The organism is Rugamonas rivuli (assembly GCF_009380165.1).
GTDB lineage: Bacteria > Pseudomonadota > Gammaproteobacteria > Burkholderiales > Burkholderiaceae_D > Rugamonas > Rugamonas rivuli.
In genome coordinates, this window is sequence record NZ_WHUF01000007.1 from 279,003 (window position 1) to 296,185 (window position 17,183).

The window sequence follows — 17,183 nt, forward strand, 5'->3', positions numbered from 1 at the left end:
CTGCGCTTCGCTGCGTCAGCATTTTCCTTCGTCGTTTAAATGAAAGATGTGATCATGTCCCGTCCTCAGATGCTCGTTATCGCGGCCGCCCTCGGCCTGGCTTTCACCCAGACCGTGCTGGCTGCTCCCGCTGCCGCGCTGGCCGGCAATCCGCTGGCCGTCGCCAGCAAGCTGCCGTTCCACTACCCGGCGTTCGACCAGATCAAGGACGAGCACTTCAAGCCGGCCTTCGTCGAAGGCATGCGCATCCAGCTGAAGGAAATCGAGGCGATCGCCAACAACAAGCAGCCGGCCACTTTCGAGAACACCGTGGTCGCGATGGAAAAATCCGGCGAGCTGCTGACCCGCGTGCAGACCACCTTCGGCAACCTGCAGGGCGCCAACACCAACGACAAGCTCGACGCCATCGATAGCGAAATGTCGCCGAAGATGGCCGCCCACGGCGACGCCATCTACCTGAACGCCAAGCTGTACGCCCGCGTCAAGTCGCTGTACGACAAGCGCGACAAGCTCAAGCTCGATGCCGAGTCCAAGCACCTGCTGGAACGCTACCACACCGATTTCGTCCGCGCCGGCGCCAAGCTGTCCGCCGCCGACAAGGAAAAACTGAAGGCCATCAACGGCGTCATCGCCACGCTGCAAACCACCTTCACCCAGAACGTGCTGAAGGAAACCAACGCTTCGGCGCTGGTGGTCGACACCCGCGAAGAACTGGCCGGCATGACCGACGCCGCCATCGACGCCGCCGCTGCGGCCGCCAAGGCCAAGGGCCTGGACGGCAAGTTCCTGGTCGCCATCGTCAACACCAGCGGCCAGCCGCCGCTGGCCGTGCTGACCAACCGCGCCGTGCGCGAGCGCCTGATGGCCGCGTCGCTGACGCGCGGCAGCCACGGCGGCGAATTCGACAGCCGTGAAACTGTGCTGAAAATCGCCAAGGCGCGCGCCGAGAAAGCCACGCTGCTGGGCTACGCCAACTTCGCCGCCTACTCGCTGGAAGACCAGACCGCGCACGACACCACCGCCGTCAACAAGCTGCTGGGCGAGCTGGCCAAGCCTGCCGTCAACAATGCGAAAAAAGAAGCGGCCGACCTGCAAGCCGTGGTCGACGCCGACAAGGGCGGCTTCCAGATCGACGCCTCCGACTGGGCCTTCTACACCGACAAGGTGCGCGCCCAGCGCTTCGCCTTCGACGAGAACCAGCTCAAGCCTTACTTCGAGCTGGACAACGTGCTGATCAACGGCGTGTTCTACGCCGCCGGCAAGCTGTACGGCCTGTCGTTCAAGGAACGCAAGGATCTGCCGGTGTACAACCCGGACGTGCGCGTGTTCGACGTGTTCGACGCCGACGGCAAGCAACTGGCCATCTTCCTGGCCGACATGTACGCCCGCAGCAACAAGCAGGGCGGCGCCTGGATGAACGAGTACAGCTCGCAGTCGACGCTGCTGGGCACGCACTCGGTAGTGGCCAACCACCTCAACATTCCTAAGCCGCCGGCAGGCGAGCCTACGCTGCTGACCTACGATGAAGTCAAGACCGCCTTCCACGAGTTCGGTCACGCGCTGCACGGCATGTTCTCCAACGTGAAGTACCCGCGCTTCTCCGGCACCAGCGTGCCGCGCGACTTCGTCGAGTACCCGTCGCAAGTGAACGAGATGTGGGCCGTGTGGCCGGAAGTGCTGGCCAACTACGCCAAGCACTACAAGACCGGCGCGCCTATGCCTAAGGAACTGCTGGACAAGGTCATCGCCTCGAAGAAATTCAACCAGGGCTTCCTGACCACCGAATACCTGTCGGCTTCGCTGCTGGACCAGCGCTGGCACCAGCTGACCCCGTCGCAAATCCCGACCGACGTGCTGGGCTTTGAAGCGGCGTCGCTGAAGGACATGGGCGTGGACTTCGCGCCGGTGCCGCCGCGCTACCGCACCACCTACTTCTCGCACAGCTTCTCCGGCGGCTACTCGGCCGGCTACTACGCCTACCTGTGGTCCGAGAAACTGGACGCCGACACCGTCGAATGGTTCAAGGAAAAAGGCGGCCTGAAACGCGAAAACGGCGACTGGTTCCGCGCCAAGCTGCTGTCGCGCGGCGGTACCGACGATGCGATGAATTTGTTCCGCAACTTCCGCGGCCGCGATCCTATCATCGAGCCGCTGCTGGACCGTCGTGGCCTGAAATAAGATAAACCGTTTATAAGAAAACAGATGAATACCAATATGATTATCGCCGCCGGCGTGGCGGCCATTTGCAGCGTCGCGCACGCGGCCGAGCCGGCTTCCATGCTGCCGGCCAGCAATGCCTTCGCCAAGGCCAGCACGCTGCCGTTCGGCTACCCGCCGTTCGACCAGATCAAGAACGAAGACTACGGCCCGGCCTTCGCCGAAGGCATGCGCATCAACGCCGCCGAGATCGAAGCCATCGCCAACAACAAGCAGCCGGCCACGTTCGAGAACACCATCGTCGCGATGGAGAAATCGGGCCAGCTGCTGTCGCGCGTGTCCAGCGTGTTCGGCAACCTGTCCGGCGCCAACACCAACGACAGCTTCAAGGCGCTGGAGCGCGAGCTCTCGCCCAAGCTGGCGGCCCACAGCGACGCCATCCGCCTGAACGCCAAGCTGTATGCGCGCATCAAGTCACTGTACGACAAGCGCGCCAAGCTGCACCTGGACGCCGAGTCGCTGTATCTGCTGGAACGCTACAACACCGACTTCGTGCGCGCCGGCGCCAAGCTGTCCAACGCCAACAAGGAAAAGCTGAAGGCGCTCAACGGCGAGCTGGCCAAGCTGTCCACCAGCTTCGCCCAGAACGTGCTGGAAGAAGCCAACGCTTCGGCGCTGATCGTCGACACCCGCGAAGAGCTGGCCGGCATGTCGGACAAGGCGATCGACGCCGCCGCCGTGGCCGCCAAGGCGCGCGGACTGGAAGGCAAGTTCGCCATTCCGGTGGTCAACACGACCGGCCAGGCCAACCTGTCGGTGCTGACCAACCGCGCCGTGCGCGAACGGCTGATGGCCGCGTCGCTGGCGCGCGGCAGCCACGGCGGCAAGTTCGACAACACGCAAGTCGTGCTGAAGACGGCCAAGCTGCGCGCCGACAAGGCCGCGTTGCTGGGTTATGCCAACTTCGCCGCCTACTCGCTGGAAGACCAGACCGCGCATACGCCGGAAGCGGTCAACAAGATGCTGTCCGAGTTCGCCCGTCCGGCCGTCGCCAACGCGAAGAAGGAAGGCGCCGAGATCCAGGCTGTGATCGACAAGGAAAAAGGCGGCTTCCAATTGGCCGCGCAGGACTGGTCGTTCTACAGCGACAAGGTGCGCGCCGAGCGCTTCAACTTCGACCAGAACCAGCTCAAGCCATATTTTGAGTTGAACAACGTGCTGGTCAACGGCGTGTTCTTCGCCGCCAACAAGGTCTACGGCCTGACGTTCAAGGAGCGCAAGGACTTGCCGGTCTACGATCCGGACGTGCGCGTGTGGGACGTGTTCGATGCCGACGGCAAGCAGCTGGCCATTTTCATCGGCGATTACTACGCGCGCAGCAACAAGCGCGGCGGTGCCTGGATGAATGCCTACGTGTCGCAGTCCAAGCTGATGGGCACGCAGCCTGTGATCGCCAATCACCTCAACATTCCGAAGCCGAACGCCGGCGAGCCGACGCTGTTGACCTACGACGAGCTGCGCACCGCCTTCCACGAGTTCGGCCATGCGCTGCACGGCATGTTCTCCGACGTGAACTATCCGCGCTTCGCCGGCACCCGCGTGCCGCGCGACTTCGTCGAGTTCCCGTCGCAGGTCAACGAAATGTGGTCGGTATGGCCGGAAGTTCTGGCCAACTACGCCAGGCACTACCAGACCGGCGCGCCGATGCCGCAGGAGTTGCTGGACAAGGTGATCGCGTCGAAGAAATTCAACGAAGGCTACCGCACCACCGAGTACCTGGCCGCTTCCATCCTGGACCAGAAATGGCACCAGCTGGGCGCGAAGCAGATCCCGGCCGATGTGCTGGGCTTCGAGGCGGCATCGCTGAAGGCTGCCGGCGTCGATTACGCGCCGGTGCCGCCGCGCTACCGCACCACCTACTTCTCGCACGTGTTCGCGGGCGGCTACTCGGCCGGCTACTACGGCTACCTGTGGTCGGAGAAGCTGGACGCCGACACCGTCAACTGGTTCACCGAAAACGGCGGCATGCTGCGCAAGAACGGCGACTGGTTCCGCAAGATGCTGCTGTCGCGCGGCGGCACCATGGATGCGATGCAGATGTTCCGCAACTTCCGCGGCCGCGATGCGCAGATCGAGCCATTGCTGGAACGCCGTGGCCTGACTGAAAAGTAAGCAACCGTTCAGCAACGAACACGGGGCCGGGCTCGATTTGTGTAAGAATCGAGTCCGGCCCTTTCATTTTGTGAGTAAGATAGAACTATGAGTAACGAACTGCACGGCGTGACGCTGGAAGCCATCGTGACCCGTTTGTACGCGCATTACGGCTGGGAACAGCTGGGCCAGCGGATCGACATCAACTGCTTCATCAGCGATCCGAGCGTCAAGTCCAGCCTGAAATTTTTGCGCAAGACGCCGTGGGCCCGCGCTAAAGTCGAAGAACTTTACGTCGCCACGAAATTTACCGACTAGGGGACTATTATGGACAGCAACCTGAAGGCATCACTGAGTTCTCTGCGCTCCAACCTGGCCAGCGCCGGGCCGATCGATGAGGAATTGCAGGATTTGCTGAAACAGCTCGACGGCGATATCAGGCAGCTGCTGGAGCGCCGCGCCGCAGCCGAGGCCGCGCCGGGCGAGAGCACCACCTACGGCCTGGCCGAGCGTACCCAGGAAATTTCCGCCAAATTCGCGGCCCAGCATCCAAAACTGGAGCCGGCCTTGCGCGAATTGGGCAATATCCTGTCCAGCATGGGCATCTGAACCCGCCATGCGGCACAGCAAGTGTTCGAGGACCCGGGGAACCTAGGTCCCCGGGCAGCCGGCGTTACGGAAACGCCAGCATCGGCGGTTCCATACCGCCAAAGCTGATTTCGGGATGACGCTTGGCGATCATCTCTTCGATTTCCTCGACGCGCCCGACCGGCACGTCGACGATCAATAAAACCTGGCCCTGCTCGATGCGTTCGGCGAACGGTTTGAGCCGCGTGTTCGGCACGGCCGCCGCGTTCATGCCGGAAGCCCAGCCGCCGAAAATCGCCCCGCCCAGCGCCACCAGCAGGATGGCGGCGGTGCGCAAGGTCATGCCGTCCACCGGGAACATGGTCAGGAAGATGCCCGCCCCGAGGCCGACGATGGCGCCTATCACCACGCCCAGCTGGGCGCCGTGCACCAGATCGGTTTTCTGCATGAAGCTGACGTCCGGCATGTCCGACGGCAGCGAGTCCCTGGCCATGAAGCGCATGTGGCCGATTTCGATACGGGCCAGCAGCAGCTCGTCCAGCATCGAACGGGCACTCGGTACGTCCGGCAGCATGAAATACAATCGACGGCGCATGATGGTCTCCTGACGATGGGTATCTCTCCGTTATAGCAAAGCTGCCGGGCAAAGCAATGTAAATCCGTCATCATTTACGCACAAGTGTTTGAATACTAAAAGAATTTTTCTTTCTGTCATGAGCGAAGCGGGGGCATTTCCGGTACAATGCTGTCCGATATGAACACCCCTACCAATTTATTTGCGGCCGTCCCCAAGCGGTCTGCCCGCGCTGCCACAGCGCCTTTCCTTCCCATGTCCCGTGCCGAGATGGACGTGCTGGGCTGGGATCAGTGCGACGTCATCCTGATCACCGGCGACGCCTACATCGACCATCCGAGTTTCGGCATGGCCCTGGTCGGCCGCCTGCTGGAGGCGCAAGGCTTCCGCGTCGGCATCATCGCCCAGCCGGACTGGCACTCGGCCGACGCCTTCCGCACGCTCGGCAAGCCGCGCCTGTACTACGGCGTCACCGCCGGCAACATGGACTCGATGGTCAACCGCTACACGGCCGACCGCAAGCCGCGTTCCGACGACGCCTACACGCCCAACGGCGAACCGAACAAGCGCCCCGACCGCGCCGTGTCGGTCTACGCCCAGCGCTGCCGCGAAGCCTTCCCCGGCATCCCGGTGGTGATCGGCTCGATCGAAGCGTCGCTGCGCCGCATCGCCCACTACGATTACTGGTCGGACAAGGTGCGCCGTTCGGTGCTGTTCGAATCCAAGGCCGACATGCTGATCTTCGGTAACGCCGAGCGCGCGCTGGTCGACCTGACCCGCCGCATGGCCGACGGCGAAAGCATCAAGGCCATCCGCGACCTGCGCGGCACCGCCTTCCTGGTGCCGGCCGGCTGGATGCCGAGCGAAGAGTGGGGCGTGCACAACAGCACCCGCGTCGACATGCCGGGCAAGATCGACAAGCATATCGATCCTTACCTGATGGTCGACAAGAGTTCGCCGACGACCTGCGCGACCGGTAACAAACCGGCCGACGATGTGAATCCGGCCATGGTCGAGCCGACCAAGGCCGCCCTCATGGCCGAGCCGGCGCCTGCGCCGGCCGAGGTGTACAAGCCGATCCGCATCATGAGCCGCGAAGAACGCCGCGCCATGGAGCTGGAAAAGCACCACAAGACCGTGGTGCGCCTGCCGTCGTTCGAAACCGTCAGCGCCGATCCGGTGATGTACGCGCACGCCTCGCGCGTGTTCCACCTGGAGTCCAATCCCGGCAACGCGCGCGCGCTGGTGCAGGGCCACGGCGACCGCGACGTCTGGATGAACCCGCCGCCGCTGCCGCTGCAGATGGACGAGATGGACAACGTCTACGACATGAACTACGCACGCGGCCCGCACCCGAGCTACGGCAACGCCAATATCCCGGCGTGGGAAATGATACGGTTCTCGGTCAACATCATGCGCGGCTGCTTCGGCGGCTGCACTTTCTGCTCGATCACCGAGCACGAAGGCCGCATCATCCAGAGCCGCTCGGAGCCGTCCATCCTGCGCGAGATCGAGCACATCCGCGACAAGACCAAGGGCTTCACCGGCATCATCTCCGACCTCGGCGGCCCGACCGCGAATATGTACCGCCTGGCCTGCAAGGACAAGGAAATCGAGACCACCTGCCGCCGCCTGTCGTGCGTCTACCCGTCGATCTGCGTCAACCTGGGCACCAACCACAACCCGCTGATCAAGCTGTACCGCAAGGCGCGCTCTATCCCCGGCGTGAAAAAGATCCTGATCCAGTCCGGTCTGCGCTACGACCTGGCCGTGCGGTCGCCCGAGTACGTCAAGGAACTGGTCACGCACCACGTCGGCGGCCTGCTGAAGATCGCGCCCGAGCACACCGAACCCGATGTGCTGAGCAAGATGATGAAGCCGGGCATCGGCGCCTACGACGAGTTCAAGGCGATGTTCGAGAAGTATTCGCTGGAAGCGGGCAAGAAGCAGTACCTGATCCCCTACTTCATCGCGGCCCACCCGGGCACCACCGACGAGGACATGCTGAACCTGGCGCTGTGGCTGAAGAAAAACAACTTCCGCCTCGACCAGGTGCAGACCTTCATGCCGACGCCGATGGCCATGGCCAGCGCCATGTACCACTCGCGCAAGAACCCGCTGAAGAAGGTGACCGAGGATTCGGAAGCGGTGGAAACCCCGCGCAGCCTGAAGCAGCGCCAGTCGCACAAGGCTTTCCTGCGCTATTACGATCCGAAGAACTGGCCCATCCTGCGCGAAACGCTGCGCCGCATGGGACGCGGCGACCTGATCGGCACCGGCGAGCGCCACCTGATCCCGCCGTACGTGGTGGGCGAGGAAAACTTCAAGTCCTCGCAGGGCAAGCGCGCGATGCCGATGCTGGCCCCGGGTGCCGACAAGCGCGGCGGCAAGCTGGCGCCGCCGGCCGGCGCCGGCCGCGGCAAGGCCAATGCACTGACCGGTTCGCTGACGGCGCGCGCCTCGCTCGACACCAAGCCGCGCGCCTCCATTCTTGACACCATCAAGATCAAGAAGCCGGCCGCGATGGCGCTGGTCAAGGCCAAGGCCGGCAGGCCTTCGCGCAGCGGCAAGTAAGCCGTCCGCTCCGCCAAAAAAAGCAGCGACCCTCACCGGCGCTGCTTTTTTTTCGCCAATTCCTCCAAAGAAATGTTGTTAAATACCCCTATCGGTGCAATTACATGGATAATTCAGTCCTGCTCCGGCGATGTGCGCAGTCCGCTTGCGGCTACACTGATTGCTCCGCAGACCTCATTCTGTGAACTGGAAGATCATGAAAAATTTTAAATTCTCGACCCTGTTGATGATCCCCGTGCTGGCCGTGCTGGCGGCCTGCGGCGGCGGCGGCGGTGGCTCGTCCACCGGCACCGCCACGCTGCAGAGCATCACCATCACCAGCTCCGACAACGCCACCACCATCGCCATCGGCGCGGCCGCCAAGCAGCTGATCGCCACCGGCCGCTATTCGGACGGCAGCAGCAAGGCGCTGGCCTCGACCGGCGGCCTGGTGTGGGGACCGTCGAATTCGACGGTGCTGCAGATCGCCACCAACGGCACGGTGACCGGCAAGCTGGTCGGCACCGACACCATCACCGCCACCCAGGACGGCGTGACCGGCAAGCTGGCCATCACCGTCACGGCGCCTTGGGGCAGCGTGGTGGCCGGCGGCTACCAGACCATCGCCCGCAAGGCCGACGGCAATCTGTACAGCTGGGGCGAGAACATCAAGGGCCAGCTGGGCGACAGCACCACCATCAACCGCAGCGCGCCGGTGCTGGTGTCCGGCGGCGGCACCAGCTGGAAACAAGTGGCGCTGGGCGACCAGTTCGCGGTGGCAGTCCGCAACGACGGCACGCTGTGGGCCTGGGGCTACAACCAGGACGGCCAGCTGGGCGACGGCACCCAGATCAACCACACGGCGCCGACGCAGATCGGCAAGGACAAGGATTGGAACCTGGTCGCGGCCGGCAAGGCGCACGCGCTGGCCATCAAGACCAGCGGCGCCCTGTACGCCTGGGGCCGCAACGACCGCGGCCAGCTGGGCGACGGCACCGCGATCAACCGCACCGCGCCGCTGAAGATCGGCACGCTGCTGTGGTCGGCGATCTCGGCCGGCGAAACCCATACCATGGCGATCCAGCGCGACACCAATGATTTGTACGGCTGGGGCGGCAACACTTACGGCCAGGTCGGCAACCTGCTCAAGGTCGACGTGCCGGCGCCGGTCAAGATCGGCACGCTGAAATGGACCTCGCTGTCGGCCGGCGCCTTCCACACCATGGCCATCACCAACTCGGGCACGCTGTACGCCTGGGGCCAGAACACCTACGGCCAGCTGGGCAACAACGGTTCGCTCGACCTGACCTCGCCGGCGCAGATCGGCACCGACAGCAACTGGTCGCAGGTCGCGGCCGGCACCCAGCACACCATCGGCGTGCGCAACGACGGCACGCTGTGGAGCTGGGGCGCCAACACCGAAGGCCAGCTGGGCACGGGCGGCACCGATGTCGTCATTCCGCAGCAGGTGGGCAGCGACAAGAACTGGAAATTCGTGGCGGCCGGCAAGGCGCACAGCTTCGGCCTGAAGACCGACGATACGCTGTGGGGCTGGGGCCGCAACCAGGAAGGCCAGCTGGGCAACGGCCAGACCGCGGCCTACGCGCCGATCCCGGTCAACGTGCCGAACTAAGCGCAGAACCAGGCGCCGTTCGCGGCCACTGCAACGGACGGCGGGCGCAAGCCCGGCCGTCCGTTGCTTTTTCTGCCTGATTATTGTCAGATTGCGACGATATCCGCCCCCGAAGCGGCTACAATTTGAAATAGTTCGTTTCCCCTCTGGAACCCTAGTGCCTTCACGCGCCTCCGTCTTCCTCTCCGTTCGCCTGCTGCGCCGCTGCTGCGTCATCGCCGCCTTGCTGCCGGCCTGCTGGCTGGCGCCCGCCGCCGCCCAGGATCCGGTCACGCTGCAGCTCAAGCACAGCCACCAGTTCCAGTTCGCCGGCTACTATGCCGCCGTCGAGCAGGGCTATTACCGCGAGGCGGGGCTGGACGTGACCATCCTCGAAGGCTCGGACGGCAACGAGCCGGAGCGCGACGTCGTGTCCGGCAAGGCCGAGTACGGCGTCGGCGCCAGCAGCCTGATGCTGGCGCGGCTGGCCGGCAAGCCGGTGGTGGTGCTGGGCGTGGTGTTCCAGCATTCGCCGTACGCGCTGGCGATGCGCCAGACCAGCGCCGAGCCCGACATCCGCCGCATCATCGGCAAGCGCGCGATGATCGGTTCGCTGACCGACGAACTGGGCAGCGCCGACGAGCTGCTGGCCTACCTGATCAAGGAAGGCATCCCCGCCAGCAGTTTCGAGCGGGTCGAGCCGACCTACAACACGGCCGACCTGATCAGCGGCAAGGTGGACGCCATCGCGGTCTACACCACCAACGAGCCGGACACCTTCGACCGCCTCGGCTTCCCCTACGACATCTACAGCCCGCGCGCGGTCGGCATCGATTTTTACGGCGACAACCTGTTCACCAGCGAGCGCGAGATCGCCAACCATCCGGCCCGGGTGCAAGCCTTCCGCGCCGCCAGCATGCGCGGCTGGCAATGGGCGATGAGCCACCAGGAGGAGATGGCCGACATCATCCTCAACAAGTATTCGCGCCGCAGCGACCGCGCCCACCTGCTGTACGAAGCGCGCCAGATGGTGCCGCTGGTGCAGCCGGTGCTGGTCGAGATCGGCTACCAGAACCCGGAGCGCTGGCGCCACATCGCCGACGTCTACGCCGGCCTGGGCATGGTGCCCAAGCACGCCAATTTCGACGGCTTCATGTACCGCGTCGAGTCCAGCGGCACCAGCCTGCTGTGGCTGTACCGCGTGCTGGGCGGCGCGGCGCTGGCGCTGGTGCTGGGCGCGGCCATCCACTTCAGCCTGCTGGCGCGCGTGCGGCGCCGCGCCAGCGCCGCCATCCGCACCGGCGAGCAGCGCTTCCGCACCATGTTCGAAGCCTCGCCGCTGGGCATCGCGCTGGTCGATTCGATCACCTACGAATACCGCGACATCAACCCGCGCTACCAGGAAATCGTCGGCCGCTCGCAGGTCGAGCTGAACGCCATGCGCTGGCTGGAGGCCGGCCATCCGGAGGACGTGGCCCAGGTCAAGCTGCAGATGGGCCGCCTCACCGCGCACGAGATCGGCAGCTTCAAAGTCACCAACCGGCTGTTCCGTCCGGACGGCGAGCTGGTGTGGATCGAAGTGTCGGTGACGGCCATCGAGACCGAGGCCGGCAGCCATCCGCACCACCTGTGCATGATCGAGGACGTGACCGACAAGAAGCAGAGCGAGGCGCTGATCTGGCAGCAGGCCAACTTCGACCCGCTGACGCAGCTGCCCAACCGCCGCATGTTCCACGACCGCCTGGCGCACGACATGCTCAAGAGCCAGCGCGACCGCTCCTGCATCGCCATCCTGTTCATCGACCTCGACCACTTCAAGGAAGTCAACGACACGCTCGGCCACCACCAGGGCGACATCCTGCTGGTCGACGCCGCCCGCCGCATCAGCGCCTGCGTGCGCAAGTCGGACACGGTGGCGCGGCTGGGCGGCGACGAGTTCACCGTCATCCTGTCCGAGCTGGAGGGCACCGAGCGGGTCGAGCACATCGCCCAGCACATCATCGACAGCCTGCGCCTGCCCTTCCCGCTGGGCCAGGAGCAAGCCTTCGTCTCGGCCAGCATCGGCATCACGCTGTACCCGGACGACGCGCTCGACATCGACGACCTGCTCAAGCACGCCGACCAGGCCATGTACGCCGCCAAGGGCGCCGGCCGCAACCGCTACAGCTATTTCACGCCGACGCTGCAGGTGGCCGCGCTCAACCGCATGCGCCTGACCAACGACTTGCGCGGCGCGCTCAAGGCCGAGCAGTTCGAGCTGTACTTCCAGCCCATCGTCCACCTCAAAAGCGGCCGCATCCACAAGGCCGAGGCGCTGATACGCTGGAACCATCCGCAGCGCGGCGTGGTCAGCCCGCTGGAATTCATCCCGCTGGCCGAGGCCAGCGGCCTGATCGTCGACATCGGCGAATGGGTGTTCCGCGAATCGGCGCGCTGCGTGCAGCGCTGGCGCCAGCAGCACCATCCGGAATTCCAGGTCAGCGTCAACCAGTCGCCGCTGGAATTCCAGCGCGAGGACGGCGCCTACGATGCCTGGCTGCGCTATCTGCAGTCGCTGAACCTGCCGGGGCAGTCGGTGGTGGTGGAAATCACCGAGGGATTGTTGCTTGACGCCAACGCCACGGTCAGCAACAAGCTGCTGCAGCTGCGCGACGCCGGCATCCAGGTGGCGCTGGACGATTTCGGCACCGGCTACTCGTCGCTGTCCTACCTGAAGAAGTTCGACATCGATTATTTGAAGATCGACCGCTCCTTCACCCGCAACCTGGCGCCCGATTCCAGCGACATGGCGCTGTCGGACGCGATCATCGTCATGGCCCACAAGCTGGGACTGCGGGTCATCGCCGAGGGCGTGGAAACGCCGGAGCAGCGCGACCTGCTGGCCGCCGCCGGCTGCGACTACGGCCAGGGCTATTTGTTCGCCCGCCCCATGCCTGCCGAGCAGTTCGACGAGCTGCTGCGCCAGCAAGCCGTCTGATTTCAATCGTATCACTCTTGCCCAACTGAGCTAACTCAGGTGTAATGCCGGATAAATCATAGTAATTTACTAATTCCGGCATCACATTTGAAGGGCTGCGATCCATGTTTGCGCTGTTAGACAGTTTGACCCAGGACAACCGTATCCTCCGGCTGACCACGCCGCTGGGGGCCGACACCCTGGTGGCCGAATGCCTGCGCGGCGAGGAGGCGCTGAGCCAGCCCTACCGGCTGACGGTGACGGCCTTGTCCGGCGACGCGGCGATCCCGCTGAAATCGCTGCTGGGCCAGCCGGTGCTGCTGGAGCTGATGACGGCCGCCAGCCGCGACCAGCTGCGGCCCTTCCACGGCCACGTGACGGCGCTGCGCATGCTGGGCGCCGACGGCGGCCTGGCGCGCTACGAGCTGAGCATCGGCCCCTGGTACGCCTTCCTGGCGGCCGGGCGCGACAGCCGGGTGTTCCAGGACCAGACCGTGTTCGACATCCTCGACGCCGTCTTCAACGGCTGGCAGGACGCCGGCAAGCTGGTGCCGCAGTGGCGCTACGATATCGCCGACCGCGCCATCTATGCCAAGCGCTCGCTGACCTGCCAGTACCAGGAATCGAACCTGGCCTTCGCCGAGCGGCTGATGCGCGAGGAGGGACTGTTCTACTACTTCGAGCACAGCGGCGACGCCGCCAGCCCCGGCCTGGGCAGCCACACCATGGTGATCGCCGACCACAACGGCAGCTTCCAGCCCAACGCCCAGGCCACGGTGCGCTACACCCAGCCGGGCGCGGTGATGAAGGAAGACGCCATCGACCGCTGGCGCAGCGAGCTGCGCTGGACCGCCGGCGGCGCCGACCTCGCCAGCTGGGATTACCGCAGCAATGGCACGCGGCCGGTGTCGGCCGCCAGCGTCAGCGCCGACCCGGCCGCGCCGGTCAGCCGCGACGCGCCGGGCGCCTACGCCTACACCTCGCGCGAGCACGGCCAGCGCATCGCCGAGCGCCAGGTCGAGGCGCTGGAGGCTAGCCGCGAAATCTACACCGGCGCCGGCACCGTGCGCACGCTCAGCCCCGGCACCACCTTCACGCTGGAAGGCCAGGCCGTGCTCGACGCCGACGAGGCCGGCGAGCGCAGCTTCGCCATCACCCGCGTGCTGCACCTGGCGCACAACAACCTCAGCACCGACATCCAGCACGCGGCCACGCAGGCGCTGGGCGTCAGCGCGCTGGCCGAGGCGATCGCGCGCGAACAGGGCGGCAGCCTGCACGCGGTCGGCGCGGACAAGGGCCAGCGGCCGCTGTACCGCAACCGCATCGACGCCATCCGCAGCAAGCTGCCTTACCGCAGCAGCGATGCGGACGGCCACGGCCTGCTGCTGCATCCCAAGCCGACCGTGCGCGGCCAGCAGACCGCCATCGTGGTCGGCCCGGCCGGATCGGTGATCCACACCGACCGCGACCACCGCATCAAGGTGCAGTTCCACTGGCAGCGCGGCGAGCAGAGCCACAGCCGCCTGACGCATCCGGCCCCGGACGGCCACAGCGGCGCGCCGGCCGACGACCAGGCCGGCACCTGGGTACGCATCGCCACCTCGATGGCGGCGGTGGCCGGCGCCAACTGGGGCGCGGTGGCGGTGCCGCGCGTGGGCAGCGAAGTGCTGATCGACTTCATCGACGGCGACATCGACCGGCCGGTGGTGATCGGCAGCGTTTACAACGGCAGCGGCGCGCGCGATGCGCAGAGCAACCAGGTCGGCCAGGGCGCCGGCGCGGCGACCGGCAACGCCCCGGCCTGGTTCCCCGGCGAGGGCGGCGCGCACGCGCATCCGGCCGCGCTGTCGGGCATCAAGTCGCAGGCCATGAACGCCAGCCAGAGCGGCGCCGGCGCCTACAGCCAGCTGGTGTTCGACGACCATCCGGGCGAACCGCGCGTGGCGCTGCAGCGGCACGCGTCGCCGCACGCCGGCACGGACGAGCTGAACCTGGGCCATCTGCGCCACCAGAGCGACAACCAGCGCTTGCAGACGGCCGGCTTCGGCGCCGAGCTGAAGACCGCGCACAGCGCCGCGCTGCGCGCCGGCCAGGGCTTGCTGCTGTCGGCCGACGCCCGCAACGGCGCCAGCGGCAGCCAGCTCGACTCGCGCGAGGCGCAGGCGCAGATTGACCAGAGCCGGGAGTTGCAGCTGTCGCTGGCCGAGACCGCGCAAAAGCACAACGCCAAGCTCAAGGACGAGGCGGAACCGGCCAAGCTGGAGGCGCTGGCGCAGATGGCGGGCAGCGGCAAGGTGCTGCAGGCCACCGCTGCCGGCGGCGGCGACCAGGGCGGCGACGGCGATGTGACGGCCTACAGCGAGCAGCATCTGCAGCTGTCCAGCCCGGCCGGCATCGCGGCCGTCACGCCGGCCAGCGCGATCCTGGCGGCGGGCGGCACCAGCAGCCTGAGCGCAGGACAGGACATCAACTTCGCCGCGCAGGGCAATGCGCTGCACCTGGTGGGCAAGGGCATCAGCCTGTTCACCTACGGCAAGGCCAGCAGCGCCGGCAAGCCCAACCAGGAAACCGGCATCAAGCTGCACGCTGCCAGCGGCAAGGTCAGCGTGCAGAGCCAGGCGGACGAGACCAGGCTCACGGCCGACAAGCTGATCACCGTGGCCAGCGTCGGCAAGAGTGTCACGGTTGGCGCCAAGGAGCATGTGATGCTGACGGCGCAGGGCGCCTTCCTCAAGCTCGAAGGCGGCAACATCATGCTGCACGGGCCGGGCACGATGACGTTCAAGGCCAGCATGAAGGAGTTGACCGGGCCGGCCAGTTCGAGTGCCGCGCAGGAATTGCCGAAGGGCGAGCTGAAAGGATGCGAGCAGGCCAGCAAGGACGCCAGCGCCACCCAGGCCGGCGCGCAGGTGCTGTAATGGAGCATTGGGAACCGCACCTGCAAGCGCTGCACCGGCTGCTCTACGAATCGGCCCGCGACAGTTGCCTGCTGTGGGTGAATCCGGCGCAGGGCGATCCGTTTGCCGACAATGAGCTTGTGGACGAATGCAAGGTACGGGTGCCGATCGCCCATCCGCGCTTCGACTTGAAATTTGCGCCGTATCTGGTGCCATTGGCATTGCATCGCCACGCCGACGCCGATGTCTTCAAAAGCAGCGTGCAGATGGCGTGGGATGCCTGGAGCGTGGAGAGTCTGCAAGCCGCCAACGGGCAAGCGATAGCCGGTTGGGTGATTGCCGACGCCGAGCCGGCCAGTCTGGCGCGACACTGGGCGAGCAACTGTCATCTGCACGTGGACAAGCAACTGCACAAGCTGTTGCGCTTCCACGATCCGGGCGTGCGCGAATGGCTGTGGCGGGCGTTGAGCCCTGCTCAACAGCAGCAACTGCTTGGACCGGCGCGTACCCTCATCGGCTTTGATCGCAACCGCCAGCTCATGTATCACGATCGCGGCGCGGCACAAGTGGAGAGCGGCGCCACCGGCAAGCTGGCGCTCAGCCCGCTGCTATGGGAGCAGATCGATGATTACGCGACCGTGCATGCGGCCTGGCTCAATGCGCTGCCCGTGCTGGATGGCGGCCGCTCCCTTCGCGAGCGCGAGGTCTTTCAGGCACTGAAGCAGGCGACGCAGTACGGTATCCATGACCCGCAGGACCGCGAGGTGTTTGCCGGCCACGCACTGCGAATCGGCCCCGATTTCCACCGCGACGAGCGCTTGCTGGCTGTCTGGGCACTGACGCGCGGCGGGGATTTTTATGGCGGTGCTTTGGAGGCGGTGACGGGGCAAGCGGTCGATTGTTTGCCGCGTTATCTGGCGCCGGTTTAAGTCTGGCGCGCGAGCGTCAGTAACGGAAGTACATCGCGCCGAACTCGGGGGTATCCAGATCGGTCCGCCGGTTTTTTGAAGATTGCACGAGATCGATGTTGCGTGCGTCGGGCAATTCCAGAGTTTGAAAAACGCGTTCGGCGAGGGTGACGAAAGGCATCCATTGCCTGGTCATGCTGGTGATTGCGACAGCACAGAATGCAGTGAGTCCGACAGGGAGCCACCATCCACCCTCTGCAAACAAGCCGCGCCAGAAATATACCAATCCGTCCCAACCACCCATCAAGAAAATCGTAGAGATCCCGACTTCTATGGCGATGGAAACAATGAGCCACCACTTCACGGCATTGCGAATATGTTTGGTGCGTGCGCGGGAACAATGGGGGTACAACGCTATTGTTCTGTCTGTGGGGCGGGCGACGCCGAATAATTCGTAGTGATCGCTTTGCCACTCGGCCGCTACTACCACCTCATCGCCATCGGCAAAAGGACTCCGCCACAACCAGCCCCCCCCCACAACATTTCCATTCAGCTTGAATTGGACGAAGTCGGCCTCCTCCTCCATCGAGGTGGCATTGCTGGCGACGGACATCGCTTGACCTCCCATTCCCACGAGGGCTGCAGCGACAGCGATGACCTCCATCTTGGTTCGATCGCTTGGGGAAAACACAAAACTGGCACGCTGACGCGATTTTTTATAGTGCGAGATTTGTCCGCTCAGCTTGATCAAGCCGCTGGCCTTCGAGTTGGCGGAAAATTCCATCAT

The 17,183-nt window shown here is 65.1% G+C and carries 11 protein-coding genes; 9 read left to right on the top strand and 2 right to left on the bottom strand.

Annotation, left to right across the window (positions count from 1 at the left end; all coding sequences use genetic code 11):
* Positions 1-54 precede the first annotated feature (54 nt).
* From GEV01_RS25080 to GEV01_RS25095, 4 genes are all read left to right on the top strand, one after another.
* Positions 55-2,178, top strand: coding sequence for a M3 family metallopeptidase (locus GEV01_RS25080; RefSeq protein ID WP_235914563.1), 2,124 nt, complete (start codon positions 55-57; stop codon positions 2,176-2,178).
* A 24-nt stretch (positions 2,179-2,202) separates the two neighbouring features.
* Positions 2,203-4,329 (top strand): M3 family metallopeptidase, encoded by a 2,127-nt coding sequence (locus GEV01_RS25085; protein WP_235914564.1) that lies wholly within the window; start codon positions 2,203-2,205, stop codon positions 4,327-4,329.
* Positions 4,330-4,416: 87 nt separating this feature from the next.
* Positions 4,417-4,626: a VF530 family protein gene (locus GEV01_RS25090; protein WP_152808239.1), complete on the top strand. Its 210-nt coding sequence runs from the start codon at positions 4,417-4,419 to the stop codon at positions 4,624-4,626.
* Positions 4,627-4,635: 9 nt separating this feature from the next.
* Positions 4,636-4,917, top strand: a complete 282-nt coding sequence (locus GEV01_RS25095; protein WP_070267750.1) for a DUF4404 family protein — start codon at positions 4,636-4,638, stop codon at positions 4,915-4,917.
* A 64-nt stretch (positions 4,918-4,981) separates the two neighbouring features.
* Here GEV01_RS25095 and GEV01_RS25100 read toward each other — a convergent pair whose 3' ends face one another.
* Complete coding sequence (locus GEV01_RS25100) at positions 4,982-5,491, bottom strand: DUF1269 domain-containing protein (protein ID WP_152808242.1); 510 nt, start codon at positions 5,489-5,491, stop codon at positions 4,982-4,984.
* Between the two features lie 234 nt (positions 5,492-5,725).
* On the opposite strand from GEV01_RS25100, the gene GEV01_RS25105 reads away from it, so the two are divergent.
* The 5 genes from GEV01_RS25105 (at position 5,726) to GEV01_RS25125 (ending at position 16,417) form a co-directional block, all read left to right on the top strand.
* Positions 5,726-8,044, top strand: coding sequence for a YgiQ family radical SAM protein (locus GEV01_RS25105; protein ID WP_217428493.1), 2,319 nt, complete (start codon positions 5,726-5,728; stop codon positions 8,042-8,044).
* Positions 8,045-8,240: 196 nt separating this feature from the next.
* Positions 8,241-9,656, top strand: coding sequence for an RCC1 domain-containing protein (locus tag GEV01_RS25110; RefSeq protein ID WP_152808246.1), 1,416 nt, complete (start codon positions 8,241-8,243; stop codon positions 9,654-9,656).
* A 157-nt stretch (positions 9,657-9,813) separates the two neighbouring features.
* Positions 9,814-12,612: an EAL domain-containing protein gene (locus tag GEV01_RS25115; protein ID WP_328595618.1), complete on the top strand. Its 2,799-nt coding sequence runs from the start codon at positions 9,814-9,816 to the stop codon at positions 12,610-12,612.
* Positions 12,613-12,716: 104 nt separating this feature from the next.
* Positions 12,717-15,509, top strand: coding sequence for a type VI secretion system Vgr family protein (locus GEV01_RS25120; protein WP_152808248.1), 2,793 nt, complete (start codon positions 12,717-12,719; stop codon positions 15,507-15,509).
* Positions 15,509-16,417: a DUF4123 domain-containing protein gene (locus GEV01_RS25125; RefSeq protein WP_175023209.1), complete on the top strand. Its 909-nt coding sequence runs from the start codon at positions 15,509-15,511 to the stop codon at positions 16,415-16,417. The genes GEV01_RS25120 and GEV01_RS25125 overlap by 1 nt, the downstream gene beginning before the upstream one ends.
* 16 nt (positions 16,418-16,433) lie before the next feature.
* On the opposite strand, the gene GEV01_RS25130 is transcribed toward GEV01_RS25125, so the two are convergent.
* A complete protein-coding gene (locus tag GEV01_RS25130) occupies positions 16,434-17,183 on the bottom strand; it encodes a putative type VI secretion system effector (protein ID WP_152808252.1) in 750 nt (249 codons plus the stop codon).

Excerpts from the sequence above, each read along its gene's own strand:
- GEV01_RS25080 (WP_235914563.1), top strand. The coding sequence starts at position 55 with ATGTCCCGTCCTCAGATGCTCGTTATCGCGGCCGCCCTCGGCCTGGCT.
- GEV01_RS25085 (WP_235914564.1), top strand. The coding sequence starts at position 2,203 with ATGAATACCAATATGATTATCGCCGCCGGCGTGGCGGCCATTTGCAGC.
- GEV01_RS25125 (WP_175023209.1), top strand. The coding sequence starts at position 15,509 with ATGGAGCATTGGGAACCGCACCTGCAAGCGCTGCACCGGCTGCTCTAC.
- GEV01_RS25120 (WP_152808248.1), top strand. The coding sequence starts at position 12,717 with ATGTTTGCGCTGTTAGACAGTTTGACCCAGGACAACCGTATCCTCCGG.
- GEV01_RS25130 (WP_152808252.1), bottom strand. The coding sequence starts at position 17,183 with ATGATGGAATTTTCCGCCAACTCGAAGGCCAGCGGCTTGATCAAGCTG.
- GEV01_RS25095 (WP_070267750.1), top strand. The coding sequence starts at position 4,636 with ATGGACAGCAACCTGAAGGCATCACTGAGTTCTCTGCGCTCCAACCTG.
- GEV01_RS25110 (WP_152808246.1), top strand. The coding sequence starts at position 8,241 with ATGAAAAATTTTAAATTCTCGACCCTGTTGATGATCCCCGTGCTGGCC.
- GEV01_RS25105 (WP_217428493.1), top strand. The coding sequence starts at position 5,726 with ATGTCCCGTGCCGAGATGGACGTGCTGGGCTGGGATCAGTGCGACGTC.
- GEV01_RS25100 (WP_152808242.1), bottom strand. The coding sequence starts at position 5,491 with ATGCGCCGTCGATTGTATTTCATGCTGCCGGACGTACCGAGTGCCCGT.
- GEV01_RS25090 (WP_152808239.1), top strand. The coding sequence starts at position 4,417 with ATGAGTAACGAACTGCACGGCGTGACGCTGGAAGCCATCGTGACCCGT.